Origin of the sequence: Tsukamurella sp. USMM236 (assembly GCF_037148755.1) — a bacterium.
Taxonomy (GTDB): Bacteria; Actinomycetota; Actinomycetes; order Mycobacteriales; family Mycobacteriaceae; genus Tsukamurella.
Genome location: NZ_JBBCSS010000003.1, coordinates 115,065 through 141,275 on the forward strand (window position 1 = coordinate 115,065; position 26,211 = coordinate 141,275).

Genomic DNA, 26,211 nt, shown 5'->3' on the forward strand with positions numbered 1-26,211 from the left:
GGCCCACGGAGGAATCCGTGGGCCGTTCGTCGTTCCCCCGGGGTCAGGCGGGCGTCGGGGCGATCCGCCCCGTCACCGCGCCGAGGTCGATGCGGCCGCCGCCCGGTGCCGGCGCGGTGGCGCGGAGGGTGACGACGTCGCCGTCCGCCAGGAAGGTGCGCTCGGAGCCGTCGGCCAGGCGCAGCGGCTCGGCGCCGTTCCACGTGAGCTCGATGAGCGAGCCGCGCTGGTCGCGCTCCGGGCCGGAGATCGTGCCGGAGGCGAACAGGTCGCCGGTGCGCAGCCGCGCGCCGTTCGACGTCATGTGCGCCAGCATCTGCGCGGGCGACCAGTACATCGGCCCGTAGGGCGGGCGCGAGACGATCTCGCCGTTGAGCTCGACCACGAGATCGACGTCCAGGCCCCAGTCCTCGACGTCGCGCAGGTGGGGGAGCGGCTCGGGCGACTGCGGCGGCGTCGCGATGCGCGCGGCCGCCAAGGCCTCCAGCGGCACGATCCACGGCGAGATCGAGGTCGCGAAGCTCTTCCCGAGGAAGGGGCCGAGGGGCACGTACTCCCAGGCCTGGATGTCGCGGGCCGACCAGTCGTTGACGATGCAGACGCCGAAGACGTGCTCGGCGAAACCCCCAGTGCCGACGGGCTTCCCGGCGTCGCTGCCCGCGCCGACGACGAAGCCGAGCTCCGCCTCGATGTCCAGGCGCACGGACGGGCCGAACGCGGGGGCCTCGTCCGACGGTGCCTTCCGCTGTCCGGCGGGCCGCACGATCGGCGTTCCCGAGGCGACGACGGTGCCCGCGCGCCCGTGGTAGCCGACCGGGAGGTGCTTCCAGTTCGGCAGCAGCGCAGCGGAGTCCGGGCGGAAGAGGCGGCCCAGGTTGGTGGCGTGGTGCTCGCTGGCGTAGAAGTCCACGTAGTCGGCGACCTCGAAGGGCAGCTGCAGCGTCACCTCCGTGAGCGGGTGCAGGGCGACGGTGCCCTCGGCCGCCCGTGCGGGATCGGTGAGCAGCGCGACGATCTCGGCGCGCACCCGGCGCCAGTCGGCGCGGCCACGGGCCAGGAAGCCGTTCAACGACGGCGCCGCGAAGACGGGATCGGCGAGCGCCGCGGCGAGATCGAGAACGTGGTCGCCGATGCGCACGCCCACGCGGGGTGCGCCGCCGACGGGACGGAAGACGCCGTAGGGCAGGTTCTCGACGCCGAAGCCGGAGCCGGCGGGCACGGGCGCCCAGGTGGTGGTCACGATCTCTGTCCTTCGGTCAGGTATGCGGGGGCGAGGCCGAACGCGGCGGCCTCGGCGGGCGGGGTCGCGGTGCTGCACGAGCCGTAGGCGCGCAGGAGCCGACGGGTCCGCGCGGCCCCGTCGGGCGGGAGGCGCAGGGCCTCGGCCGCGAGCGCCGGGCCGTCCGTGCTCACGAGAGCGGCGATCACGGCTTCGGGCTCGCCGGCGGCCGCGGTGCGCGCGGCGGCCAGCACCAGGTTGAGGAATCCGTGGTGGGTGAAACCGGTCGCTGGATCCCGGTGCCGGACAGCGTGATGCAGGCCGGCCGTCGCCTTGACCGGGACGTCGCCTGCGGCCGCCGTGACGAGCGCGGCCGCGACCTCGTCGGGGTGGGGGAACAGGTCGGCGCGGACTCCGCCGCACCGGATCTTCAGCCCCGCCCCGCGTCCCGCGAGGGCTGTGGCGAGGCGCGGGGTGTCCGTGCGGTCGGGCGACTCGACGAAGACCGCGGTGCCCAGGGCCATCGCGGCCGGGAGCGCCGCGTCCAGATCAGAGGGTTCGCACGCGATCTCCACGAGGGCGAGCCGCAGGCGCGGGTCGGCGTCAACCGTCGCCGCAGCGGCCGCGAGTGCTGTATCGGACGTGCCTGCGGAGGCGATGAGGCCCAGCGCGATCCGATCGTCGTCGGCGAGCCCGGCGCGGAGCTCGTCGATCAGATCGACGGGGCAGAGGAACCGGTGGGTGAGCATCGGGTCGCCGCCGGCGAGGTCGTGTCGGTGTCGGACGAGCGCCTCGCGCATCGGCAGCGCCGTCGGCGGGAACAGGCCCGCGTCGTCCACGAGCGCCGCCAGGAGCGGGCTCATCGTGACCAACTGCGGTAGTACACACCGTCGTCCACGGCCCGCGCGCCCTCGCCCAGCTGCAGCGGGGCGAAGGTGTCGACCATGACAGCGAGCTCGTCGAACCGCTCCATGCCGATGCTGCCCTCCATCGCGCCCGGCTGCGGGCCGTGCGCGTGGCCGCCGGGATGCAGCGAGATCGAGCCCGGGCCGATGCCGGTGCCCTTGCGCGCCTCGTAGTCGCCCGCGACGTAGAACATCACCTCGTCGGAGTCCACGTTCGAGTGGTAGTACGGCACCGGGATGGACAGCGGGTGGTAGTCGACCTTGCGCGGCACGAAGTTGCAGACAACGAAGCCCGGCCCCTCGAACACCTGGTGCACGGGCGGCGGCTGGTGCACCCTGCCCGTGATCGGCTCGAAGTCCGCGACGTTGAAGGTGTAGGGGTACAGGCAGCCGTCCCACCCGACGACGTCGAAGGGGTGCGTCGGCAGCACGTAGCGCGTTCCCGTCGCGCCGGCGGCGCCGCGGTGCTTGACCAGAAGCTCCACGTCGACACCCTCGCGCAGCAGGGGCTCCGACGGGCCGTGCAGGTCCCGCTCGCAGTACGGCGCGTGCTCCAGCAGTTGGCCGTACCGCGAGAGGTACCGCTTCGGCGGGGCGATGTGCCCGCCGCCCCCGCCGCACGCCTCGATCACCTAGGCGCGCACCGTCGTCCCCGCGGCGGGAACCCAGCAGTGGGTGGTCGCGCGGGGCATCAGTACGTAGTCGCCGGTGCGGAATTCGAGGGCGCCGAACACGGTCTCGACGACGCCGGAACCCTCCTCGACGTATACGCACTCGTCGCCGATCGCGTTGCGGTACAGCGGCGACGGATTCGAGGCGACCACGTAGGAGATCCGCACGTCCGCGTTGCCCAGCACCAGGCGCCGCCCGGTGACCGGGTCCGCTGAGGCTGCGCCGTCGAACAGGTCGTGCAGGCGCAGGTGCCGCGGCAGCAGCGGCGCGTTGGGCGTCAGGCTCAGGTCGCCGGGCTCCCACGGCTCGGCAGAGGTGATCGCCGACGGGATTCCGCGGTGGTAGAGCAGGGACGAGTCGGACGAGAAGCCCTCCTCGCCGACCAGCTCCTCGTAGTGGAGCTCCCCACTGTCGCGCCGGAACTGGGTGTGGCGCTTGGGCGGGATCGTCCCGACGCTGCGGTAGTAGGCCATGGGAGTCCTCCTGGATCCGGTCTCGTCAGAGGTTGCCGCGCCGGTCCTGCTCGCGCTCGATGGCCTCGAACAGGGCCTTGAAGTTCCCCTTGCCGAAGCCGAGCGAGCCGTGGCGCTCGATGATCTCGAAGAACACGGTGGGCCGGTCGCCCAGCGGCTTGGTGAAGATCTGCAGCAGGTAGCCGTCCTCGTCGCGGTCGACCAGGATGCCCCGCGAGCGCAGCTCCTCGACGGGGACGCGGACCTGACCGATCCGCGCCCGCAGCTCCGGATCGTCGTAGTAGGCGTCGGGGGTGTTCAGGAACTCCACGCCCTCGGCGCGCAGCGCGTCCACGGCGGCGAGGATGTCGTTCGTCGCGACGGCGAGGTGCTGCGCGCCGGGGCCGCCGTAGTACTCGAGGTACTCGTCGATCTGCGAGCGCTTCGCGGCGATCGCCGGCTCGTTGAGCGGGAACTTCACGCGGTGGTTGCCGTTCGCGACGACCTTGGACATGAGGGCGGAGTAGTCGGTGGCGATGTCGTCGCCGATGAACTCCGCCATGTTGGTGAAGCCCATGACGCGGTTGTAGAAGCCGACCCACTCGTCCATCCGGCCGAGCTCGACGTTGCCGACGATGTGGTCGAGGGCCTGGAAGATGCGCTTGGGCGCACCGTCGCGCTTTCGGAAGGTGCTGGTGGCGGGGACGTAGCCCGGGAGGTAGGGCCCGTCGTACCGGGCACCGTCGACGACGCGTTGCACCAGGGTGTGCCGGGTCTCGCCGTACGTCGCGATGGCGCCGATACGCACGGTGCCGTGCTCGTCGGTCACGTCGTGGGGCTCCGCGAGCACGGTCGCGCCGGAGGCCCGGGCGTGCGCGATGCACCGGTCCACATCGGGCACCTCGAGCGCGATGTCGACGACGCCGTCGCCGTGCCGGGCGTGATGCCCGACGAGGGGGCTGTCCGGGCTGACGGCGCCCTGGACGACGAACCGGATCGACCCCGACCGAAGCACGAACGACTTGTGGTCGCGGGCGCCCTGCTCCGGGCCGCGGTACGCGACCAGCTCCATGCCCCAGACGGACTGGTAGTAGTGCGCGGTCTGGGTCGCGTTGCCCACGACGAAGACGATCGCGTCCCAGCCGTTGACCGGGAAGGCGTCCCGCGTGGCGTCGTAGGAGACGAGCCCGACGAGCTGGTGCAACTGCTCGGCGCCGAGGCCGGCGAGCTTCTCCTCGTCGGTCAGGGTCTGCTCGAGGGAGGTCTGCTCGGGCGCGGTCTTCGTCGTCATGGTCGTCTCACCTTCCGGGCCGGATGTAACGTGCATCACTACCATCGGCCCGCGCGGAGCCGGTGACAACAGCGACAGCTCCGGCTGCCCAAACTGCCCCGAATTGCCGCCTCCGCGGCGGAGGAGGTAGGCAGATCGACTAGGAAGACCGTGCCATGCTGGAACCCGTGAAACTGGACGACGTCGACTTCGCGCTCCTCGACTCGCTGCACCGCGACCCGCAGATCGGGGTGCTCGAGACCTCGCGCCGCGTCGGGGTCGCCCGCGCGACGGTCCAGGCGCGGCTGAAGAAGCTGGAGGGCGCGGGCGTCATCGCGGGCTATCAGCCGCACCTCGACGTCGCGGCCGCCGGCTTCGGCGTGCAGTGCTTCGTCCAGCTCGAGACGGCGCAGGGCGAGCTCAGCGCCGTCGCCGAGGCGCTCGCCGCCATCCCGAACGTCCTCGAGGCCTTCGCGACCACCGGCGGGAGCGACGTGCTGTGCCGGGTGGCGGCCGAATCGCATGCGGGCCTGCAGGAGACCCTGCTCCGGATCGGGCGTTCCCCGCTGGTCGCACGGTCGATCAGCATCGTCGTGCTGTCCGAGATCGTCCCCTTCCGGGCGATGCCGCTGCTGCGGACGCTGGACGCACGGCCGGTGTCCCGCTCGCCGCGGTACCGCGGCTGAGCAGATTGCACAGCTCCACATCGCGGAGCTTCGCATTCGGTGCGCACTCTGTGTGATCGCCCGGCGGATCGTTGCCCGCGGGGCGCTGTGGGTTCCACAGTGATGCCGTTCACATCGGCATCCCGCAGTCCACAGGAGCGACATGAAGCAGCTGCTCACCCGGTTCGAAGCGAAGGCGCCCGAGGTGGTCTTCGAATGGCACGATTCCGAGACCTCCGCCCGCGGCTGGGCCGTGATCAACTCCTTGCGCGGCGGCGCGGCCGGCGGCGGTACCCGCATGCGCCGGGGCCTCGACCGCCGCGAGGTCGAATCGCTCGCCAAGACGATGGAGGTCAAGTTCACCGTCGCCGGGCCGGCGATCGGCGGCGCCAAGTCGGGCATCGACTTCGACCCCACGGACCCGCGGAAGAACGAGGTGCTGCGGCGCTGGTTCAAGGCGGTCTCGCCGCTGCTCAAGGCCTACTACGGCACCGGCTGTGACCTCAACGTCGACGAGAAGTCCGAGGTCGTCCCGATCACGGAGAGCCACGGCCTGTGGCACCCGCAGGAGGGCGTGGTGAACGGCCACTTCGCCGCGGACGGCCGCGAACGCGTGCAGCGGGTCGGCCAGCTCCGGCTGGGCGTCGCGAAGATCGTCGAGGACCCGCGGTTCGCGCCGGACCACGGGCGCCGGTACAGCGTCTCCGACCTCATCACGGGCTGGGGCGTCGCGGAATCGGTGCGGCACTTCTACCGGGTGTACGGCGGCTCGCTCGCGGGCAAGCGGGTGATCGTGCAGGGCTGGGGCAACGTCGGCGCGGCCGCGGCCTTCTACGCCGCGCAGGCAGGGGCGCTCGTCGTCGGGATCCTGGACCGCGACGGCGGCCTCGTCCGGCGCGAGGGGATCAGCGCCGACGAGGTGACCGACCTGTTCCTGGCGAAGCGGGGCAATCAGCTGGTCGCGGACGAACTGCTCTCGTTCGACGAGGCCGCGGAACGGATCTGGTCCATCGGCGCCGAGGTGTTCCTGCCCTGCGCCGCCTCGCGCCTCGTCACGCGCGACCAGGTCGACGCGATGATCGGTGCCGGTCTCGAGGTGGTCGCCTCGGGGGCCAATGTCCCCTTCGCCGACCCCGAGATCTTCTACGGCCCGGTGTACGAGCACGCGGACCGGCAGGTCGCCGTGATTCCCGACTTCATCGCCAACTGCGGCATGGCGCGCGCGTTCGCGATGCTCATGGAGGGCGAGGTCGAGGTGTCCGACGAGGCGATCTTCGGCGACGTCTCGCGCACGATCGGAACCGCCATCGAGCGCTGCCGCGCGCGCTCCGCGGGCTCGACGCTGGTGGCGGCCACAGCATTCGAGATCGCGCTGGACCAGCTCGTCTGACGAGACCGGACCGGGCCCAGGGCCCGGTCCGGCGTCTCACATGCGGCGCAGCTCCGGCCACAGCGTGGACCACGGCGCCCGCGGGTGGCAGAGCCGGATGTCCACGCCGGTCGAGGCGGTCGGCATGCCGATCCGGTGATCGAACCGACGGAGGGTGCGCGCCCGGTCGCACATGTCGTCCTGCAGCTCGGCCTCGGAGCTGATGACGCGGAGCACCGTCGTCGTCGAATCCGCGGGCGCACCGAAGTATCCGAAGCCGCGGTTCGGGCTGTAGACGGGAGGCAGGCCGTTCCCGTAGTACTGCAGAGCCGACGCCTGCCAGTAGGAACTGGCGACGATCGCCTGCGGCCGTTCGTCTTCCGGGAGCCCCGCGATCGACTCCTCGACCGCCCGCGTCAGCTCGGGCCAGCCGAACTGACCGTAGACGGAGATCTGCATGCCCGCCTCCATCAGCGACTTCGGTTCCGCGATCTCGGTTTCGGGGGTGAAGGGCAGGCTCACGACGATGGACGCGACCGCGAGGAGCGACAGCGGCGCCGTCAGTGCCACCTTCAGTTTCGGCTTCGGCAGCGCCTCGAACGCGACGGCGCCGGCGGCGATGATCACCGGCAGCATCCCGCCCGGGTAGTACGGGCGGCCCGCGGTGATGATGAAGACGATCACCAGCAGGACGAACGCGGGCGCCAGGAAGCGGTAGGGCCGCAGGCCTTCCGACCGCATCAGGGCGTACAGGCCGTAGAGCAGGAGGAGCGCTCCGAGCACGCCCGCGGTGAGCAGCATGATCGGGACGAAGCCGATGCGGCCGCCCGCGTACTGGCTCTCCTCGGCGACCTGGTCGGTGAGCTGGAGGTACGGCCAGCCCCGGTCTGCCTGCCACAGCAGCGCGGGGATCATCGTGACCACGGTGAAGGCCCCGCCCAGCCACAGCGCCGGCCGACGCACGAGATCCCGTGGGCCCCAGATCGAGGCGGCCACGATGGCGCAGACCCAGAACACGGGGATCAGCCACTTGACCTGCATGTCGATCGCGGTCACCACGCCCGCCGCGAACAGCAGCCAGTCCTGCCGGGTGCGCACCCAGCGCACCAGCAGCCAGGTGATCGCCACCCACAGCGGGGTGTCGATCGCGTTGGTGGCCAGCAGCGAGGACTGCAGCAGCAGGAAGGTCGACGTGGCGTACGCGCCGGCCGTCAGTGCCTGCGCGAATCGCCCGCCGCCGAGCTCGCGGGCGATCAACGCCGACACCAGGATCCCCGCGAGCGTGATGAGGACCGACGGCAGCCGGAACAGCACCAGGGAGTCGCCGGGCATCGCGTCGCCGAGGAGTGCCAGCAGGGGCAGGATCGGCCCCTGGTCGGCGTAGCTCACCGACAGGTGGTGGCCGGCGGCGATGAAGTACAGCTCGTCGCCGAACAGGTGGTACTTGCTCGCTCCGAACGCGGCGGCGATCCCGCTCAGCAGCAGGATAGGCACGAGGGCGACCCACGCGACGGGTGCGGGCGCGGTGTCGAGGCGGTCGGCGGGGGCGGACGTGGTCTCAGTCATCGGTGTCCTCCGACGGTGCGAGGGGAGAGGGCTCGTGCGGCGAGGGCTGCACCGCGGCGAGGAAGACGCGGACCATCTGCTCCGCGTGGGTGTCGAGGTCGAGGTCCGGATCACGGGCGGCGCGGCCCGCGGCACCGTCGATCGCGTCGCGGATGAGGCGGGCCATGATCATCGGATCGAAGTCGGAGGAGAACTCGCCGGAATCCTGGCCGCCCAGCAGGATCTCGGCGAGCGGCGCGAGCATCTCCTTCTCGCCGTCGCTCGGGCCGAACACGGGCGTGCCGTCCGGGTTGCGCAGGTTCAGGACCACCTCGACCATGGCCCCGAGGAACCGGCGCTCCGACTCGATGTATTCGAGGTTGGTCGCGATGTAGGTGCGCAGGATGTCGGTCGCCGTGTGCTGTTCGGCGAGTCTGGGGCCCATGAACTCCGCGCCGGCCACGAACAGGTGGATGACCACCTGCCGCATGAGGTCGTCCTTGCCGTCGAAGTGGTAGGAGATCACCCCCTTCGAGATGCCGGCCCGGTGTGCGATGCGGGCCAGGGTGGCGCGGCCGTACCCCTCGTCGGCGAGGACCTCGACCGCCGCCGCGATGATCTGCCGGCGGCGGGCCTCCTCGATGAACGACCTCTGGCCGCTCGATTCATTTTCTGGCCGCATGGTCAGAAATTAGCACGACCGGCCACAGGAAGGGAAGGGTTGCGAACGAAAAACGGGGCCCTCCGTGATGGAGGACCCCGTTTCCCGGGCTGCAATAGGTGGCTTGATCAGGCCTCGGTGGTGCGCGTCGGGCGCGAACCCAGCTCCTCGTCGAGGCGCAGGAGGCCGGGGCCGTCACCGTCGATCAGCTTGAGGCGACCGACGATCTCGCTGACCGTGGCCTCCTCCTCGACCTGCTCGTTGACGAACCACTGGATGAGGCTCTTGGAATCGATGTCCTCGTTCGCGGCCCGGTACAGGTCGCGGATCGAGTCCGACACGCGACGCTCGTGCTCGAGCGCGACGTTGAAGACGTCGAGGACGGTCTGCACGTCCACCTTCGGGGCCGCCGAGGCGCCGATCTTCGGGTGGTTGTCGCGGTCCGAGAGGTGATCGATCCACTTGTTGGCGTGGACGATCTCCTCGTCGGCCTGGTGGCGCAGCCATGCCGCGATGCCCGGGAGGTCCCGGATCTCCATCTCGATGGCCAGCTGGCGGTACACCAGCGAGGCCTCGAACTCCAGGGTGATCTGGTCGTTGAACTTCTCTTCGAGTGCATCCGTGAGCTTCATGAGAGCAACTCTAGAACCGTTCCAGCCACCGCGCAACGCAGGCAAGGCGACCCTTTCTGCAGGTCAGGGGCTGTTTCTTAGGTTAGCCCTACCCCTCTTAGCCACGCCTATCGCAAGATCGAGGACCACGAACGCCAGCAGCGAAACGCCGAACACCGGCAGGAACCACCCGAGAAACGCGATGCCCAGAATCGCCGGAATCGCGTGCGACGGTTCGACCTTCCGGATCGCGCCCCGCGCCGGCGGCTTCGGGAGCCCGCCGCGTTTCGGCCGTCGCTGCCACCACATGAGGTAGCCGCGCACGATCACGGTGACGAGAAGCGCTGCGAACGCAACCAATGCGATCTGGTTGAGCAGACCGAACTGCCAGCCCATGTGGGTGTTGATGAGCAGCTCCGTCGCCTTCGCCAGCAGCGGCCACGACGCGAAGGCGAGCACGGTGATCACCTGCCCCGTGTTCGGATCGACGGTGGCGGAGTCGATCCCCATCCGCCACGGCTGCCGGGTCTGGGCCACCGTGATCGCGACGGTCGGATCGGTCGGGATGGAGACCTGGACGGCACCGTCGACCCCGCGGGCGGCGGCCTCCGTGACGGCCCGGTCCAGGACCGCGATGTTGCGGGCCCTGGTCTGTTCCGCGACCTCCGGCGCGACCGGAGCGGTGGCGGCGGGCATCTCGTGATCGGCGTGCGCGCCGCCCCCGCCCCCCGCTCCGCCCGGCGTCAGCGACGTGGACAGGGCGGGCTTGGTCCAGCCCAGCTCCGTCCGCAACTGGCCGATGTTCTCGCCCGCGTACTTCGACCAGGTCAAGCCCGTCGCGGAGAAGAACAGCAGCCCGAGGAGCAGCCAGGTGCCGATGGAGGCGTGCCGGCTCATCCGGCCGCCCCGGCCCTTGGCCTTTCGGTCGTAGGCCAGCATCCGCCGCGGGTTCCCCCGACGGTGCCGCCACCACAGGTAGAAGCCGCCGAGCGCGACGACCCACAGCCACGACGCCGCGAGCTCGCTGTAGAAGCGGCCCACGTCGCCGAGGTGCAGGTCGACGTGCAGCCGGTCGATCCAGAACCGGATCGGCAGCGCCTCGACGGAGCCGTAGACGGGCAGCGCGCCCTGGACCTGCGCCGACGCGGGGTCGACGTAGACGGCGAGCTGGCGGCCGTCGGCCGTGAGCGCCGGATCGTCGAACAGCACGCGGGTGGTGAGCCCGGGGCCGTCGCCGGTCCGCACCGCCGCGACCGGCAGGCCGGGACGGGAGGCCTGCGCCGCGGCGACCTGCTCGGCCAGCGGCCGGGCGGGGCCGTCCGTCCGCGCCTCGAGCTGGTCGGCGTAGACGAACTTCTCGACGGTGGGCGCGGCGGCGTACAGGCCGCCGCTGATCGCCGCGATGAGCAGGAACGGGCCGACGAGCAGGCCCGCGTAGAAGTGCAGCCGCAGAATCGCGGCGCGCCACCCGGGCCGTGCCCTGGCGGGCGGGGCGGCGGGTGGAGTGGGTTCGGTCGGCGGCGCGTTCTCGGCCGCCGAATCGGTCACTGACATGGGGACACCTCACGAGGTAGTGCGCGTACGCGCGGGGAGCCCGGGCGGCGAAGGCCGATCCGGGCGGGTGATGAAGGGGGCGTGGGGTGTCAGGCGGGCGGCGCGCGTAGCGCCCCGTGCCGCGCGAGCACGGGGAGCGGGACGGCGCGGAAGGTCCAGACCGGGGTGACGACGGTGCGCGACCGTGCCCGCCAGGTCGGGGTCAGCGGGGTGAGCGTCGCCAGTGCGACGCGCAGCGCGTGCTCGGCTCCGGCGATCACGGCGCCGGCCACGACCGCCGCCACGAGGTGCGCCGCGGCCATGATCGGGCTCAGCGCGAGGTGGCCCATCGTCAGGCCGAGCGCGAGGTGGCCGGCGCCCTGGCCGAGCAGCAGCAGTGCGGTGGCGGCCCGCGGCCCGGCGGTGCGCGGCCGTGCGGCGAGCACGCCGAGGAGCGCGCACACGGCGGCGAGGAGCAGCACCGAGGTCGCCGGGATCGCCGGTGCCGTAGCAACGGAGGGGGCGTCCATCGCCGGCATCGTGTGCATCGCGTGCCCGGCCATGGCGTGCCCGGTCATCGTCGCCATGTCGTGTCCCGGCATGGCGCTCATGTCGTGGCCGGGCATCGAATGGCCCGACATCGCGGAACCGGCACCGCGCATGGCGAACGCGTGCGCCGTCAGGCTCGCCGCGAAGGAGACCGCGCCCACCGCGGCGCCACGGAGCGCGGCTTCGGGGTGGGCGGGGCGGAACACAGGCGGAATACTACTCCCCGTAGGGGACGGTGCCGGAGCGGGAACCGCAGGTCAGGACCGGGCGGCGGCGACGAACGCGCGGATCAGCGCGGGATCCTTCACCCCGGGTGCCGACTCGACACCGCTGGAGACGTCCACGCCCGACGGCCCGAAGGCGGCGATCAGCTCGGCGACGTTGTCCGGGCGCAGGCCGCCGGCGAGCAGCCAGTCGACGGCGGGCGGTACCGGCAGGTCCGCGGGGGCGAAGGTCGCGCCGGACCCGGGCACCGTCGCATCGATGAGCAGGCGCTCGTCGCCCGCGTGGCCGGACTCGGTGAACCGGGAGGCGGAGATCGCGCGGATCGTGCGGAAGCCGGCGCCGGCGGCGCGCGCGAAGTGATCGCCGGGTTCGTCGCCGTGCAGCTGGATCGTCTCGACGCCGGCCTCGCGGGCGAGGCGCAGCACCTCCTCGATCGGCTGGCCGCGGAACACGCCGACCGTCTCGACTCCGTCCGGAACCCGTGCGACGAGCGCCGCGGCGTCCGCGGGCTCGATCAGCCGGACGCTGCCGGGGGCGAAGACGAAGCCGACCGCGTCGGCGCCCGCCTCGACCGCGGCGTCCACGGTCTCGGGCGTCCGTAGTCCACACACCTTGACGAACACCCGTCGATCCTAGGCGAGGGCGGCGCGCCCGGAGCTCAGAGCGTCACCGTGCGCGAGACGATCGCCATCTCCGCGGTGTGGTCCCCCTGCGCATCGACACCGTCCGGGCGGCGGAGGAAGCCCGGCACTGCGTCGATCCCGTCGCTCGCGTCCTCCACGCGCAGGCGGAGCTTCGTCGTTCCCCTGACGGTGAGCGACAGATCCAGTCCTTCCTCGGGGAGGCCGTGGAACAGCAGCGAGAAGCGGTCGCCGACCGGGACGTCGCGCCCCCGAACGGAAGCCGCCCGCACGACCCCTTCCTGCTGCGTCAGCTGGAGTACCCGCGCTCCACGGGTGGAGTGGATGCGCACCTGCAGCACCCGGTCGCCGTTCTCCACCCGCTCGGACACCACCTGGACGTCCGCGGGGGTGAGTGCGGGGACGGGAGCGTCACCGACCGTCTCCTCGTCGAGCATCGGGAACTCCGCCGACAGGTCCGCGCGGGTGCGGACGAGAGCGTCGCTCCACCCCGTCGGATCGTCGCCCGATCGCACCCAGTACGCCCTCCCCGCGTCGGCGTCGAGCGCGTACTGCATGTTCACCGGTGTCGGATGCGCCGCGGTCGGGTGGTTCGCTGCGACGCCCGCGCACACGGCGACCACCGCCACCAGCGCGGCGGACAGCGCCGGGATCGCGCGAACCGTCGCGCGCGGCCCGTCCGTCGCCGCCGGGAACAGGCCGTCCACCAGCGGCAGCAGCACCACGGCGATGACGGCGGTGAGCAGTGCCGACGGAGCCGCCATGCGCAGGCCCATCGCGGGGAAGAACAGCGCGACCGTCGGCGCCAGGACCGCCACGGTCGCGGCGCCCGCGGCCAGATGAGCCGGGAGACCCCACCGCGTGCGGACGTCGACGATCACCGCCAGCGCTCCCGCCAGGGCGGGCAGAGCGGCGAGATAGGAACCGCCGGGCGCGAGTGCGGCCAGGACCGCACCGAGGGCGGCGAGCCAGAAGAGTGCTCCCACGGTCAGTTCCTCGACACCGAATCGCCCGCGGAGCAGGGTGATCCATGCCAGAACCACGGTGAGCACGAGCGCGACGACCGCGACCCGGAACCATCCCGGCGCCCACGGGTCGGCGAACCGTCCGTACTCCGGCTGCACGAGGACCAGCCCCTTCCAGATCGCCAGGGCGACCGCGGCGGCTCCGACGAAGGGCACGAGGCCCCACGCGATGCAGCCGACCAGGCGCGGCGTGGTCGTGCGCTCGCGGCGGAGGACCACGGCGGCGGCGCCGACGGCGAGGAGGGCGAGCAGCGCGATCGGCCAGACGAATCCACCGGGGTACCGGACCAACCGGCCCAGAACCGGGAAGTAGGTGGCGTCCGCGCCCGTCGGTTCCTTGAGGGTCGCGATGTCCGCGGCGCCGAAGGCCCGCGTCATGGCGAGCGCGTTGGCGCCCATGTGCTGGAGCGACGCCGGTGACTGGTGCGCGGCGTCGTCCTGCGGCTGGTGGTAGGTGGCGGAGCCGTCGATGTACGCCGAGTTGAGCCCGGTGAACCCGCCCGCATCGCGGAAGGGCGAGAAGTCCGTGTCGTTCGGCAATTTGCGGTAGACCTCCACCGCGAAACTGGTGGCCACAGGACTCGGGACCGCTGCTCCGTACAGCGACATGAGGTCGGAGTTGCCCCGGTTGGTCTCGAACATGATCGACGGCCCCGACGATCCCCGTGATTCGAAGTTCAGCACGACGCCGCCCTTCGCGGCCAGGCCGTCCTGGGTGACGAACGCCTCTGCTCCGCAGAGGCACGCCTCCTCGGCGTCGGTGAACAGCAGCACCACGTCGTTGCGCAGCGCGGCCCCCGCGCGGACGGCGCGCGCGGTCTCGAGGAGGGTGGCCACGCCGGCTCCGTCGTCGCCCGCGCCGTGCGAGATCGTCGCCGAATCGTAGTGCGCGACCAGGAAGAGCGTTCCCGACGAGTCGGAGCCCGGGAGAGTCGCGATCACGTTCTGCACTCGTGCGGAGGACGCGCCGCCCAACGCCGTGGTCGAGCCGACCGCGTCCTGGATCCGGGTGTCGATCCCCGCGGACGCGAGTTGATCGACGATGTACCGACGGACGTCAGCGGCGGCGGGCGACCCCGTGGGGTGGGGCTTCTCGCTGACCCGCTCCTGGTGGACCCGCGCGCGCTCGGCGCTGAAGGTGTCCGCCGGCGCGGTGGCGGGCGCCGGTGCCGGCGGGGCGACCGCTGCGATCGCTCCCCAGGCGAGCAGGGCGAGCACGAGGAGTGCGAGTGCGCTCGCCGGGCCTTTGAATCGATTCGTCACCCGGCGATGCTGCCCTAGGAAACGGACAAAAGGCAATCGCTGTTCCGGGTCAGGGAAGGTCGCCGCCCGCGCCGCGGAGGAAGGCGCCGCTCACGGCGACGGCGGGGCCCGAGCTCTCGCCGGAGACCACGAGGGTCGCGAAGGCGAGGTCGCCGACGATCCCGGCGAACCAGCCGTGCGCGTGGGTGTTGTCGCCGAACTCGGCGGTGCCGGTCTTGCCGCCCAGCCCCTCGATGTCGCGCAGCGCCGTCGCGGTGCCCGAGGTCACGGTCTCGCGCATCGCGGTGCGGAGCGCGTCCGCGACGCCCGGGTCGATCGGCTGGGGCTGCGTGTTCGCGGGGGCGGGCTCACCGTCGAACAGCGAGGGCCGGACCATGGTGCGGGCCGCGAGCGAGGCCTCGACGACGGCCAGGCCGAAGGGCGACGCGGTGACCCGGCCCTGCCCGATCGACTCCTCGACGCGCTCGGCGGGGGTGCGGGCGGCGGGGACCGAGCCGGTCACCGTCGTGATCCCGGGGATCGTGAAGTCCACGCCGAGCCCGAATCGTTTCGCCGTGTCGGTGAGGGCGGTGTCGCCGAGCTTCGTGCCCAGGCCCGCCATCGTGGTGTTGCAGGACTTCGCGAAGGCGGTGTACAACGGCACGGTGCCGAGCGCGAACTCGTTCTCGTTGGGGATCGTGCGGTCGCCGAAGGTGGCGCGCCCCGGGCAGGCCAGCTGCGCGTCGGGGGTGGTGATCTTCGCGTCCAGCGCTGCGGCCGTGGTGATGGTCTTGAAGGTCGAGCCGGGCGCGTAGAGGCCGGTCAGGGCGACGGGGCCCTGCTTGTCGGCGGCCGCGTTCTGCGCGACCGCGAGGATGCCGCCCGTGGACGGACGGATCGCGACGAGCATCGTCGCGCGCTTCTCGCCCGCGACGGCGGCGTTCGCGGCGCGCTGCAGTCCGGCGTCGAGCGTGGTGCGTACCGGTTGCACCGGCGCGGCGGGGAAGGAGTCGACGAGGCGCAGGGGCTTGCCCTCCCCGTCGACGACGGTGACCGAGGAGCCCGCCGCGGCGTCGACGGCGCTGCGCCACTTCTCCTCCAGGCCCGCGACGACGGGCGACCGCAGCACCGGCGCGGCGGTCAGCAGGCGGCCCTCCTCGCGGACCGTCACCCCGTCGATCCCGGTGAGCCTGCCGACCTTCTTCGCGTCGGCGGCGCGCAGCGAGATCACGGCGGTGGGGGAGTCCTTGCCCTCCACCGTCTTCCGCAGGCCGGCGGCGGTCACCGTCGGGTCGGCGGCGGCGAGCCGCGTGGCGAGGGCGTCCGCCGCGGAGGTCGCCTTCGCCGGGTCCAGGTTCACGACGGTGACCGTCTGCCAGGTCAGGAACGGCGCGTTCTTCCGGTCCACGACCGGTGTGCTGTACGGCTTCTCGTCGGCGTAGAGCAGCCGCGCGCCCTCGGACGTCGCGTCGGGATGCACGACCGTCGGCTTCCAGGTGACCTTGCCGCCCCCGGCGGCGACCTTGGTGGTGAACCGCACGCCGTGCTTGCGGGGGAGCGCCCACGACCAGGTGAGCGTCCGCTCCTCCCCGTCCTTGCCGGCGGTGACGGTCGGCTTCGCATCACCCATGCCGTCGAACGTGGCCTGCAGCGCGGTCGTGGCGGACTCGGGATCGGAGGTGAGGCCCGCGGCCTGCGAGGCGTCCCGACCCGACAGGGCGGTCGCGAACTTGGTCACCACGTCGTCCTCGGAACAGGCGACGAGCGAGGCCGCGAGGGCGGCGATCGCGAGGATCGCCGCGCCGCCGCGGGCGGGGCGGGCGGGCCGGTGCAGGGTGGAGCGCATGCGCCCAGTCAACCCGCGTGCGGCGATACCCGCCAAAGAGCGAAACCGGCGCCGACGATAGTCATTCGCTATCAGTGCAGGTCGAGCGGCATGCGAAGCGCGTCGACGGCGATCGCCGCAACCGTGCCGATGGCCGCGTCCACGCGCGGCAGGCTCGGATCGTTGCGCGCCGCGTGCGTGAACACCGCCACCGCGACGGGGTGCTCGCCGGGATACGCGACCACCGCCACCTCGTTGCGGAGCGCGCCGAGGGTCCCCGTCTTGCCCGCGATCGACGGTGCCGAGCCGAAGCCCGAGGCGACGCGGTGCCGGAAGACCTGCCCCGCGAGCGCCGAGCGGGCGAAGGCGCACTGCTCCGCGGACGCCGCGGTGTCCGACCAGATCGCGGCGAGCAGCGCGGTCATGTCCGCGGCGGTGGTCGCGCTGCCGAAGGTGGGGTCGTAGGCGCGCACGGGGCGCGCGAGGTCGTCGTCCGCGAGCGCCGCGAAGGCCTCGGCGACGGTGTGCGTGTCGGTCTCGGCCATCATCGCGGCCTGGATCTCGGCGTCGCCGCCCACGATCCGCGTGCCGTGCAGTCCCAGGTCGTCGGCGGTCCGCTGCACCGCGTCCAGCCCCACCAGCTCCATCAGCACGCCCGCCGCCGCGTTGTCGGAGACCGCGACCATCGAGCGCAGCAGGTCGCGCACGGTCAGCTCGACCGGATCCGACAGCGTCGCGATCCCCGTCGGCCCGGGCGTCGCGGCCGCGGGGTCGACGACGACCCGCCCGCGGGGATCGAGCCGCCCGGCGTCGACGGCGCGCGCCGCCGCGACCAGGAGCACCACCTTGTAGACCGACGCGGGGACCACCGGCTGCTCGCCGCCGAGCGACAGCACGGCCGCGGGGCCGAACGGCGACCCCACGACGCGCGCGTGCAGCCAGCCGTTGCATCCCGCGTCGGCGAAGACGGCGTCGATCCGCTCGGCCGGGGTCACCGCGCGAGCCGCCACAGCACCGACTCCAGCCGCACCGCGTCCGGGTGGTCGCGGCGGCCGAGGACCTTGACCCGCAACGGGAAATCCACCGCCGGGCGCCGTGCGGTACCGGCCGGGACGTCGTCCCCGGCGGCGACGGGCGTGAACGCGAGCCCCGCGGCCACGGCGGCGTGCGCGGCGGCCTCGGTCTCGGTGATGAGCACCGTCGACGTGATGCCCCGCGCCGTGAGCCGGTCCAGCAGCAGGTCCGCCGCGGGCGGATTCGCCGCGCGCGGCGGCAGCGCCACCGCCAGGGCGGACAGGTCGCGCAGGCGCGGCGACCGGAATCCCTCGGGCACCAGGAAGTCCCGCGGCAGAGCGATCACGGGCCCCGACGGTGCGCCGTCCCCCAGCACGGGGTGCTCGACCACCGCGACGTCCAGCAGGTCCTCGGCGACGGCCCGCGCGAGCTGGGGCGACGCGCCGGCCGAGAGGGTCAGCGGCGCACCGTCGACCCCGGGGGCCAGCGCGGCGGCGCAGGCGGCGGCCACCGCACCGCCGAGCGCATCGCAGAGGGCGACCCGGCGTTCCCCGGCCCCGGCGCCGAGGCGCGCCGCCTCGGCCACGAACCGGTCGGCGTCGCGGACCATGACCCGGGCCCGCGGAAGCAGCTCGCGCCCGGCCGGGGTGAGGTCGGCGCCCCGTCGGCTCCGGTCGATGAGGGTGACGCCCAGCGCCTCCTCGAGCCGGCGCAGGCCCGCCGAGACCGGGGGCTGCGTGATCCCGAGCCGGTCGGCGGCGCGGCCGAAGTGCTGCTCCTCGGCGACCGCTACGAAGAAGCGCAGGTGCCGGATGAGATCCATGCGCCGGAGTCTAGCCAGCCCAATCGCGCCCGCGCCGCGACGGGAAGCAGCACAATCGACAGGCGTGAGTGATGCCGTCGACGCCGAGATCGCGCAGATCCGGGACGCCCTGACCGCGCGGATGGGCGAGATCACCGTCTCCGTCGTCGCGTCGATCCGGCGCCAGATCCCCTTCTACGCCGACGCGGGCGCCGTCTCGGAGGAGATGGTCACCGAGGCGGTGCGGGACAACCTGACCTACATGGTCCGGGCGCTCACCGACACCACCTTCGACACCGCCCCGGCCGCGGCGACCGGCCGGACCCGCGCCGAGATCGGGGTGCCGCTGGCAGCCGTCATGCACGCCTACCGGATCGGGGTGCACCGCGTCTGGCAGGAAGTGCATGCGATCGCGGAGGCGCGGCCCGGGCTGAGCCGGCAGGCCCTGCTCTCCGCGACGCAGCACATGTGGGAGGCGCAGGACCAGTTCGTCGACGCCATGGCCGGGGCGCACCGGGACCGGACCACCGAGCAGGCGCTGGACGACGCCGCCGAGCGCGCGGCCCTCGCGGAATACCTTCTGCAGGGGCGTATCCCGAGCGATCAGAGTCTGTGGGAGATCGCGACGATCCTCCGCATCCCCACGACGGGCCCGTATCTCGCGGTGGCGGCGGCCACCGTCGAGGTGGGGCGGGCGCCGCTGCCGGGCATCGCCGATCGGCTGCGCGCGATCGACGCCTACTCGGCGTGGAGACTGTTGCCGGACCAGCAGATCGGGATCATCCACGCCCCGACGCCCGCGGTGCGCACCGCGGTGATCGACCTGCTGCGCCGCGTGGCCGTCGCCCGTGTCGGCGTGAGCGCGCCCTTCGGAGACCTGCGCGACACCCCGCAGGGACTGACGTTCGCACGCCGCGAGCTGGTCGGGCCGGGCATCGGCGTCTCGGTGTTCGACGGTTCCGTGCTCGGCACGGCCGCGATCGCGGCGCCCGAGACCACCGTCGACCTGGCGCGGGGCGTGCTCCGCGGCCTCTACGACCTGCCCGACGACGACCGCGAGCCGCTGTTCGCCACGTTCCGCGCGTGGGTCGCGCACGACGGCAACGTCAAGGACGCCGCGGCTGCACTGTTCGTGCACCCCAACACCGTCCGGCATCGCCTGCGGCGGGTGGAACAGCTGACGGGCCGCTCGGTGGGCTCGCCCCGTGAGGTCGCGGAGCTGTGCCTCGCGTTCGAGGTCGACGCCCGTGTCCGTTTCCAGGCGGGCGCTTCGCGCGATGTGACAGCCTGAGGTCGCGGCACGGTGACGTGCGCCACAGCGACCGGAGGAGCCTCCATGCCCGACACGGACGATCTCGCCCACCTCGACCTGACCGACGTGGCGGAGCTGCTCCGCTCGGGACGCGCCACCTCCACCGCGGTGACCGAGGCGCTCCTGGCCCGGATCGACGCCCTCGATCCGGCCCTGCACAGCTACGCGCACGTGGGTCGGGAGGCGGCGCTCGAGACCGCCGCGCGGGCGGACGCCGAACTCGTGCGCGGCCGGTGGCGCGGGCCGCTGCACGGCGTCCCCGTCGCGGTGAAGGACCTGTTCTACACCACCGACGCCCCGACCGCGTCGGGCAGCACGGTAAACGCGGGACACCGCTCCGACCACGACGCCACCGTCGTCGCGCGGCTGCGTGCGGCGGGCGCCGTGATCCTGGGCAAGCTCACGATGACCGAGGGCGCCTACACGAGTCACCACCCCGACCTGCCGACGCCGGTGAACCCCTGGGACGCGGACACCTGGTCCGGCGCCTCGTCCAGCGGCTCGGGCGTGGCGCCCGTCGCCGGGCTGTGCTTCGGCGCGCTGGGGACCGACACCGGCGGATCGATCCGGCTGCCGTCGAGCGCGAACGGCACGACCGGCCTCAAGCCCACCTGGGGGCGGGTGAGCCGCTACGGCAGCACGGCGCTGGCCGCGAGCATGGATCACGTCGGTCCGATGGCGCGCAGCGCGCGGGACTGCGCCGCCATCCTCGGCGTCATCGCCGGCCAGGACGTCAACGACCCCACGACCTCGCTGCTCCCCGTCCCCGATTACCTGCGCGACATCACCCTGCGCCGCGCCCCGCGATTCGGCATCGACCCCCGGCTCAACGAGACCTTCGACGCGCCCACGCGCGCCATGCTCGAGGGGGTCGTCGAGACGGTGCGCGACCTCGGTTTCCTCGTGGTCGAGGTCGAGACCCCGGACTTCCCCGCGGCGGCGCAGCACTGGGCGCCGCTGTGCGCCGTGGAGACCGCGTACGAGCACCGCGCGACCTTCCCCGGGCGGGAGTCCGAGTACGGGCCCGACCTCCGGGACCTGATCACCCTCGGGCAGGGCATCGGCGGCGTCGAGTACCAGGGGATGCTGGAGTGGCGGCGCGACTTCATCGGTCGCTGCCGCAGGCTGTTCGCCACCGTCGATCTGCTGCTGCTCCCCGGCACGGGCATCGCCTCGCCGACCCTCGCGCAGATGGCGAACCTGGGCAGTGACGAGGACCTCCTCGCCGGTCTCCTCGTTCCCACCGCGCCCCTGGACATCGCCGGGCTGCCGTCGTTGACCCTCCCCGGCGGCTTCACCGATCGGGGCACCCCGCTCGGCTTCCAGTTCGTCGGCGGGGAGTTCGCCGAGCAGCTGGTCCTGCAGGCGGGGCACGCCTACCAGGGCGTCACCGACTTCCACCGGCGCCGGCCGTCGCTCACCGCCTCCGGGCCCGTTCAGGAATAAAGGCTGACAAAGGCACGTAGTCGCAAGACTGCAATACCAAGCTGTGGTGATTGTGTTTCGTGACACCCCAGCGGGCGGAACGGTGTTTGCGTCACCATCGACGCGACAGGGTGTTCCGGGTCACTCTGTAAAGGACGAATCCGACACCCGCCCACGAAGGACCTCCGATGACGAACCTCGCCGAGAACCTCACCGCCGCCGCTGCTTCGCACGCCGACACCGTCGCCCTGAAGTGCGACGATCTCCAGTTCACCTACGCGCAGTTCGACGACGCGTCCGCCCGGTTCGCCACCTACCTCGCCGATCAGGGGATCGAGCCCGGCGACCGCGTCGGGATCATGCTCCCGAACACCCCGGCGTTCGCCATCGTCTTCTACGGCATCATGCGGCGCGGCGCCGTCGCGGTCCCGATGAACCCTCTGCTCAAGGCCGCCGAGGTCGAGTACTACCTCGCGAACACCTCCGCGAAGGCGCTGTTCGCCACCCCGGTCTTCGCGGACGACGCGGAGGCCGGCGCGAAGGCCGCCGGCGCGGCGTGCCACTTCGGCGACGACGCGGCCCTCGCCACTCTCCTCGCGAAGTACGAGCCGACCGCGGCGGTCGAGCCCCGCGATCCGTCGGACACGGCGGTCATCCTGCACACCTCCGGCACCACCGGTAAGCCCAAGGGCGCCGAGCTGACCCATCAGGGGCTCGGCATGAACTGCGAGATCTCGGGCCGCACGCTGCTGCACCTGACCACCGACGATGTGGTGATGGGCTGCCTGCCCCTGTTCCACGTCTTCGGCCTCACCTGCGGCCTCAACGCCGCGGTGCGCTTCGCCTCGACGCTCACGCTGATCCCGCGCTTCGATCCGCGCAAGGCCATCGAGGTCATCGGGCGCGATCGCGTGACCGTCTTCCTGGGCGTGCCCACCATGTACGCCGCGCTGGTCGCCGCGCTGCAGCCGGGCGACGACGTCTCCTCGCTGCGGGCCTGCGGCTCCGGCGGCGCGGCGCTGCCGCTGCAGGTGATCGCCGACTTCGAGAAGGCCTTCAACGCGATCATCATGGAGGGCTACGGCCTCTCCGAGACCTCGCCCGTGGCCTGCTTCAACCACCCGGACAAGCCCCGCAAGCCCGGCACCATCGGCACCCCGATCGAGGGCGTCTTCATGCGCGTCGTCGACGACGCCGGCAACGAGGTCCCGCAGGGCGAGCGCGGCGAGGTGCAGGTGCGCGGTCACAACATCATGAAGGGCTACTGGAACCTCCCCGAGGCCACCGCCGCCTCGATCGACGCCGACGGCTGGTTCTCCACCGGCGACATCGGCATCGTCGACGAGGAGGGCTACTTCTCGATCGTCGACCGCAAGAAGGAGATGATCATCCGCGGCGGCCTCAACGTCTACCCGCGCGAGCTCGAAGAGGTGCTCTACAGCCACCCCGAGATCGCGGAGGCCGCGGTCGTCGGCATTCCCCACTCCTCGCTCGGCGAGGAGGTGGGCGCCGCCGTCGCGCTCAAGGCCGGCAGCACCCTCACCGCCGAGGCCGTCCGCGACTTCGTCAAGGAGCGCGTCGCCTCCTACAAGTACCCGCGCCACGTCTGGGTGCTGACGGAGCTGCCCAAGGGCGCCACCGGCAAGGTCCAGAAGCGCGACATCAGCATCCCGTCCGAGTACTCCGCCTGAATCCGAACCTCCAGAGAGTCGAGGCACTGCCATGACCACCACTGACACCGATCGCACACCTGAGGACGAGTTCGGCGCCCCGCTCGACATGCTGCTCGTCAACTCGACGAAGTCCTTCGCCTCCCGCATGATGCCCAACGCCGCCTGGGCGCGCATGGCGCAGTCCCTGGCCGGTAAGCCCGTCACCGTCGCCGAGCGCGGCGCGGGTCTGGTCAAGGAGCTCGGGCTCATCGCCGCGGGCAAGAGCCAGCGCGCCCCGAAGAAGGGCGACTTCCGCTTCTCGGACCCGGCGTGGAAGGAGAACCCGCTGCTGCGTCGCGTCGAGCAGGCCTACCTCGCGGCGTCCGACACCGCCGACCAGCTCTACGAGGACGCCGAGCTCGACTGGAAGGACGCCGAGAAGATGCGGTTCGTCCTCGACAACGCGATCGAGGGCCTCTCGCCGACCAACAGCCCGCTGCTCAACCCCCTGGGCTGGAAGGCGCTCATCGACACCGGCGGACTCTCGGCGCTGCGCGGCGCGAAGAACTTCGCCCGCGACATGGCGAGCACGCCCCGCATCCCGTCGATGATCGACCCCGACGCGTACACGGTGGGCGAGACGCTGGCGACGACGAAGGGCACCGTCGTCCTGCGCACCCGGATGTTCGAGCTGATCCACTACGCCCCGCAGACCAAGCAGGTGCGCGAGGTGCCGATCCTGCTGGTGCCGCCGGTGATCAACAAGTTCTACATCATGGACATCGCGCCCGGTCGCAGCCTGATCGAGTACTACGTCAAGGGCGGCCAGCAGGTCTTCGCGATCTCCTGGCGCAATCCGTCGGCGCGGCACCGTGATTGGGGATTCGACGAGTACGGCGAATCCATCGTCAAGGCGCTCGACGCGCTCGAGGTGATCACCGGCGCCGACAATGCGAACATCTTCGCCACCTGCTCCGGCGGCATCCTCACGTCGATGATGATCTCCCACCTGTTCGCGACGGGCCACGGCGATCGGATCGCCGGGCTCACCCTCGGCGTCACCGTCCTCGATCAGAGCCACGCCGGCCTCGGCTCGGCCCTGGCCAGCGAACGCGGCGCCGATGCGGCCATCCGCTCCTCCGCGAGCAAGGGCTACCTCGACGGTGCCGCGATGGCCGAGATGTTCGCCTGGCTCCGCCCCACGGACCTGGTGTGGCGCTACTGGGTGAACAACTACATCCAGGGCAAGTCGCCCTCGCCTTTCGACGTGCTCTTCTGGAACGCCGACACCACCCGGATGTCGGCGAACCTGCACAAGGACATGGTCACCATGGGCCTGCACAACACCCTGGTGACGCCCGGCGAGCAGATGATGATGGGGACCCCCGTCGATCTGTCGAAGGTCGAGTGCGACGCCTATGTGCTGGGCGGCATCTCGGACCACATCTGCCCGTGGCAGGCCACCGAGCGCAGCGCCGCCCTGCTGGGCAGCAAGAACAACACCTACGTGCTGTCGACCGCCGGCCACATCGCCGCGCTGGTCAACCCGCCCGGCAACCCGAAGTCGTCGTTCCGCACCGGCCCGGTGCTGCAGGACCAGACCCCCGAGGAGTGGTTCGAGGCGGCCGAGAAGCAGGCCGGCTCGTGGTGGCCGCACCACCTGGCCTGGCTGAACGAGCGCAACGGCGCTGAGATCGACGCGCCCACCCAGCTCGGCGCCCCCGGCTACGAGCCGCTGGCGCCCGCACCCGGCACCTTCGTGCACGAGAAGTGAGGACACCCATGACCACCACGATCTCCACCCCCCAGGACCTGCTCGGCCTCGTCGGGCAGCCGCTCGGCACCACCGAGTGGATGACGATCGATCAGGAGCGGGTCAACCTCTTCGCCGACGCCACCGGTGATCACCAGTGGATCCACGTCGATCCGGAGAAGGCGGCCGCGGGGCCGTACGGACGCACCATCGCCCACGGTTACCTCACCCTCTCGCTGGCGCCGCTGTTCATCGCCGAGGCGCTGGTGATCGAGAAGGTCCAGGCCGGCGTCAACTACGGCCTCAACAAGGTGCGCTTCCCCGCGCCGGTCCCCGTCGGAGCGCGCGTGCGTGCCGCCGTGGAACTGGCAGGGGCGCAGGAGAAGCCGGCGGGGATCGAGGCCGTCATCCGGCTGACCTACGAGGTCGACGGTGCCGACCGCCCGGCGTGCATCGCCGAGACGGTGGTGTTGTACCGATGAGCGACGAGACGACGACCACGGAGGTCGAACTGCCCGACGAGCTGATCGCCACCGGCGGCCAGCGGATCCGGGTGCGCTACCGGCCCGGTGTGGGCGTTCCGCTGGTGCTGTGCAACGGGATCGGCGCGAGCCTCGAGGTGCTGGACCCGTTCGTCGACGCCCTCGATCCGCAGCGCCCGGTGCTGCGCTTCGACGTGCCCGGCACGGGTGAATCGCCCACATCGATCCTGCCGTACGGCTTTCCGTACCTCGCGTGGGTGCTGGGCCGGGTGCTGGACGAGCTGGACATCGGCGTCGTCGACGTCCTGGGCCTGTCCTGGGGCGGCGCGCTGGCACAGCAGTTCGCCTTCCAGAACCCGATGCGCTGCCGCCGCCTGATCCTGGTGTCCACGGGAACCGGCGCGATCATGGTGCCGGGCAATCCGCTGGTCCTGGCCAAGATGGTCACTCCCCGCCGCTTCAAGGATCCGGAGTACGGGGCGCAGATCGCGGGCGAACTGTACGGGGGCAGCGTGCGCGAGGACGGCCAGGAGGTGGCGGACCTCTTCATCCGGCAGCTGCACGCGGGCTCGAAGATGGGGTACCTGCACCAGCTGCTGGCGGGCGCGGTGTGGACGTCGATCTTCGCGCTGCCGGCGATCCGGCAGAAGACCCTGCTCGTCTTCGGCGAGGACGACCCGATCATCCCCATGATCAACGGGAAGATCTTCAAGACGCTGATGCCGCGGGCCACGCTGTACGCGCACGACGGCGGCCACGTCGACCTCGTCGCGCGGGCGGACCAGCTGGCCCCGGTGATCGAGGACTTCCTGGGGACGCCCCATCTGGGGAAACGGCAGTGGCGCGGCCGCGTGGCCGGACTGCTCACACCCGGCGACTGACCCTGGAATCATTCCAAAATCGGGCGTAGTCTAGTTCGCATGACTGAGGTGGACACCGCCGAGGACCGGCTGCGGGGCGTGGGGCTGCGGATCACCGCGCCCCGCGTCGCCGCGCTCGGCTACCTCGACGGGCACCCGCACGCCACGGCCGACGACGTGGCCGAGTACCTGCGCGGCAGGCTCGGCACCGTCGCCACGCAGACCGTCTACGACGTGCTGCGGGTGTGCGCCGAGAAGGGCCTGCTCCGCCGCATCGAGCCCGCGGGCTCCGCCGTTCGCTACGAGGCCCGCGTCGCCGACAACCACCACCACCTGGTGTGCCGGTCGTGCGCGAAGATCGTCGACATCGACTGCGCCGTCGGTGCTGCGCCCTGCCTGACCGCCGACGACGACCACGGCTTCGTCATCGACGAGGCCGAGGTCACCTTCTGGGGCTACTGCCCCGACTGCGCCCCCTGATCCACCGCCCGGCGGCGGATCG

The 26,211-nt window shown here is 72.0% G+C and carries 22 protein-coding genes and 1 pseudogene; 9 read left to right on the plus strand and 14 right to left on the minus strand.

The window, feature by feature from the left end; all coding sequences use genetic code 11:
- Window positions 1–43: 43 nt before the first annotated feature.
- The 4 genes and pseudogenes from fahA to hppD form a co-directional block, all read right to left on the minus strand.
- Window positions 44–1,240, minus strand: coding sequence for a fumarylacetoacetase (gene fahA, locus WFK95_RS11605; protein ID WP_336670800.1), 1,197 nt, complete (start codon window positions 1,238–1,240; stop codon window positions 44–46).
- On the minus strand, window positions 1,237–2,082 hold the full coding sequence (locus WFK95_RS11610; RefSeq protein ID WP_336670801.1) for a hypothetical protein: 846 nt from the start codon (window positions 2,080–2,082) through the stop codon (window positions 1,237–1,239). The genes fahA and WFK95_RS11610 overlap by 4 nt, the downstream gene beginning before the upstream one ends.
- Window positions 2,079–3,269, minus strand: a pseudogene (locus tag WFK95_RS11615) (homogentisate 1,2-dioxygenase). The gene WFK95_RS11610 and the pseudogene WFK95_RS11615 overlap by 4 nt, the downstream one beginning before the upstream one ends.
- A gap of 25 nt (window positions 3,270–3,294) precedes the next feature.
- Complete coding sequence (hppD, locus tag WFK95_RS11620; protein ID WP_336670802.1) at window positions 3,295–4,539, minus strand: 4-hydroxyphenylpyruvate dioxygenase; 1,245 nt, start codon at window positions 4,537–4,539, stop codon at window positions 3,295–3,297.
- Between the two features lie 155 nt (window positions 4,540–4,694).
- Here hppD and WFK95_RS11625 point away from each other — a divergent pair, with 155 nt between their 5' ends.
- Together WFK95_RS11625 and WFK95_RS11630 are read left to right on the plus strand one after the other, a co-directional pair.
- Entirely contained in the window at window positions 4,695–5,204 is a 510-nt protein-coding gene (locus WFK95_RS11625; protein WP_224648194.1) for an Lrp/AsnC family transcriptional regulator, read from the plus strand.
- 142 nt (window positions 5,205–5,346) lie between these two features.
- On the plus strand, window positions 5,347–6,573 hold the full coding sequence (locus WFK95_RS11630) for a Glu/Leu/Phe/Val dehydrogenase dimerization domain-containing protein (RefSeq protein ID WP_336670803.1): 1,227 nt from the start codon (window positions 5,347–5,349) through the stop codon (window positions 6,571–6,573).
- Window positions 6,574–6,609: 36 nt separating this feature from the next.
- Here the strand turns inward: WFK95_RS11630 and WFK95_RS11635 are convergent, their stop codons facing one another.
- The 10 genes from WFK95_RS11635 to WFK95_RS11680 form a co-directional block, all read right to left on the minus strand.
- Window positions 6,610–8,118, minus strand: coding sequence for an ArnT family glycosyltransferase (locus tag WFK95_RS11635; RefSeq protein ID WP_336670805.1), 1,509 nt, complete (start codon window positions 8,116–8,118; stop codon window positions 6,610–6,612).
- Window positions 8,111–8,779 carry a TetR/AcrR family transcriptional regulator gene (locus WFK95_RS11640; protein ID WP_336670806.1) on the minus strand — a complete coding sequence of 223 codons (669 nt, stop codon included), beginning with the start codon at window positions 8,777–8,779 and terminating at the stop codon, window positions 8,111–8,113. The genes WFK95_RS11635 and WFK95_RS11640 overlap by 8 nt, the downstream gene beginning before the upstream one ends.
- Window positions 8,780–8,886: 107 nt before the next feature.
- Window positions 8,887–9,390: a ferritin gene (locus WFK95_RS11645; RefSeq protein ID WP_224648201.1), complete on the minus strand. Its 504-nt coding sequence runs from the start codon at window positions 9,388–9,390 to the stop codon at window positions 8,887–8,889.
- 63 nt (window positions 9,391–9,453) lie between these two features.
- Window positions 9,454–10,923: a PepSY-associated TM helix domain-containing protein gene (locus WFK95_RS11650; protein WP_224648203.1), complete on the minus strand. Its 1,470-nt coding sequence runs from the start codon at window positions 10,921–10,923 to the stop codon at window positions 9,454–9,456.
- 89 nt (window positions 10,924–11,012) lie between these two features.
- Window positions 11,013–11,657, minus strand: coding sequence for a hypothetical protein (locus WFK95_RS11655; RefSeq protein WP_336670807.1), 645 nt, complete (start codon window positions 11,655–11,657; stop codon window positions 11,013–11,015).
- A gap of 51 nt (window positions 11,658–11,708) precedes the next feature.
- Complete coding sequence (locus WFK95_RS11660) at window positions 11,709–12,299, minus strand: phosphoribosylanthranilate isomerase (protein ID WP_336670808.1); 591 nt, start codon at window positions 12,297–12,299, stop codon at window positions 11,709–11,711.
- A gap of 35 nt (window positions 12,300–12,334) precedes the next feature.
- Complete coding sequence (locus tag WFK95_RS11665; protein ID WP_336670809.1) at window positions 12,335–14,605, minus strand: M28 family peptidase; 2,271 nt, start codon at window positions 14,603–14,605, stop codon at window positions 12,335–12,337.
- Between the two features lie 49 nt (window positions 14,606–14,654).
- Complete coding sequence (locus tag WFK95_RS11670) at window positions 14,655–16,430, minus strand: penicillin-binding transpeptidase domain-containing protein (protein ID WP_336670810.1); 1,776 nt, start codon at window positions 16,428–16,430, stop codon at window positions 14,655–14,657.
- Window positions 16,431–16,501: 71 nt separating this feature from the next.
- Window positions 16,502–17,419 carry a serine hydrolase gene (locus tag WFK95_RS11675; protein WP_336670811.1) on the minus strand — a complete coding sequence of 306 codons (918 nt, stop codon included), beginning with the start codon at window positions 17,417–17,419 and terminating at the stop codon, window positions 16,502–16,504.
- A complete protein-coding gene (locus tag WFK95_RS11680; RefSeq protein ID WP_336670812.1) occupies window positions 17,401–18,246 on the minus strand; it encodes a LysR family transcriptional regulator in 846 nt (281 codons plus the stop codon). Before WFK95_RS11680 ends, WFK95_RS11675 begins: the two co-directional genes overlap by 19 nt.
- Before the next feature lie 64 nt (window positions 18,247–18,310).
- Here WFK95_RS11680 and WFK95_RS11685 point away from each other — a divergent pair, with 64 nt between their 5' ends.
- The 7 genes from WFK95_RS11685 (at window position 18,311) to WFK95_RS11715 (ending at window position 26,189) form a co-directional block, all read left to right on the plus strand.
- The gene (locus WFK95_RS11685; RefSeq protein WP_336670813.1) at window positions 18,311–19,516 is read left to right on the plus strand and encodes a PucR family transcriptional regulator; all 1,206 of its coding nucleotides are present in this window, start codon (window positions 18,311–18,313) and stop codon (window positions 19,514–19,516) included.
- Window positions 19,517–19,561: 45 nt separating this feature from the next.
- Entirely contained in the window at window positions 19,562–20,983 is a 1,422-nt protein-coding gene (locus WFK95_RS11690; RefSeq protein WP_336670814.1) for an amidase, read from the plus strand.
- Between the two features lie 167 nt (window positions 20,984–21,150).
- Window positions 21,151–22,653 carry a long-chain-fatty-acid--CoA ligase gene (locus WFK95_RS11695; RefSeq protein ID WP_336670815.1) on the plus strand — a complete coding sequence of 501 codons (1,503 nt, stop codon included), beginning with the start codon at window positions 21,151–21,153 and terminating at the stop codon, window positions 22,651–22,653.
- Between the two features lie 31 nt (window positions 22,654–22,684).
- Window positions 22,685–24,388 (plus strand): PHA/PHB synthase family protein, encoded by a 1,704-nt coding sequence (locus WFK95_RS11700; RefSeq protein ID WP_336670816.1) that lies wholly within the window; start codon window positions 22,685–22,687, stop codon window positions 24,386–24,388.
- An 8-nt stretch (window positions 24,389–24,396) separates the two neighbouring features.
- Complete coding sequence (locus tag WFK95_RS11705) at window positions 24,397–24,849, plus strand: MaoC family dehydratase (protein ID WP_068525956.1); 453 nt, start codon at window positions 24,397–24,399, stop codon at window positions 24,847–24,849.
- Window positions 24,846–25,730 carry a poly(3-hydroxyalkanoate) depolymerase gene (gene phaZ, locus WFK95_RS11710; RefSeq protein WP_336670817.1) on the plus strand — a complete coding sequence of 295 codons (885 nt, stop codon included), beginning with the start codon at window positions 24,846–24,848 and terminating at the stop codon, window positions 25,728–25,730. The genes WFK95_RS11705 and phaZ overlap by 4 nt, the downstream gene beginning before the upstream one ends.
- A 39-nt stretch (window positions 25,731–25,769) precedes the next feature.
- Window positions 25,770–26,189, plus strand: coding sequence for a Fur family transcriptional regulator (locus WFK95_RS11715; RefSeq protein WP_336670818.1), 420 nt, complete (start codon window positions 25,770–25,772; stop codon window positions 26,187–26,189).
- Window positions 26,190–26,211 lie beyond the last annotated feature (22 nt).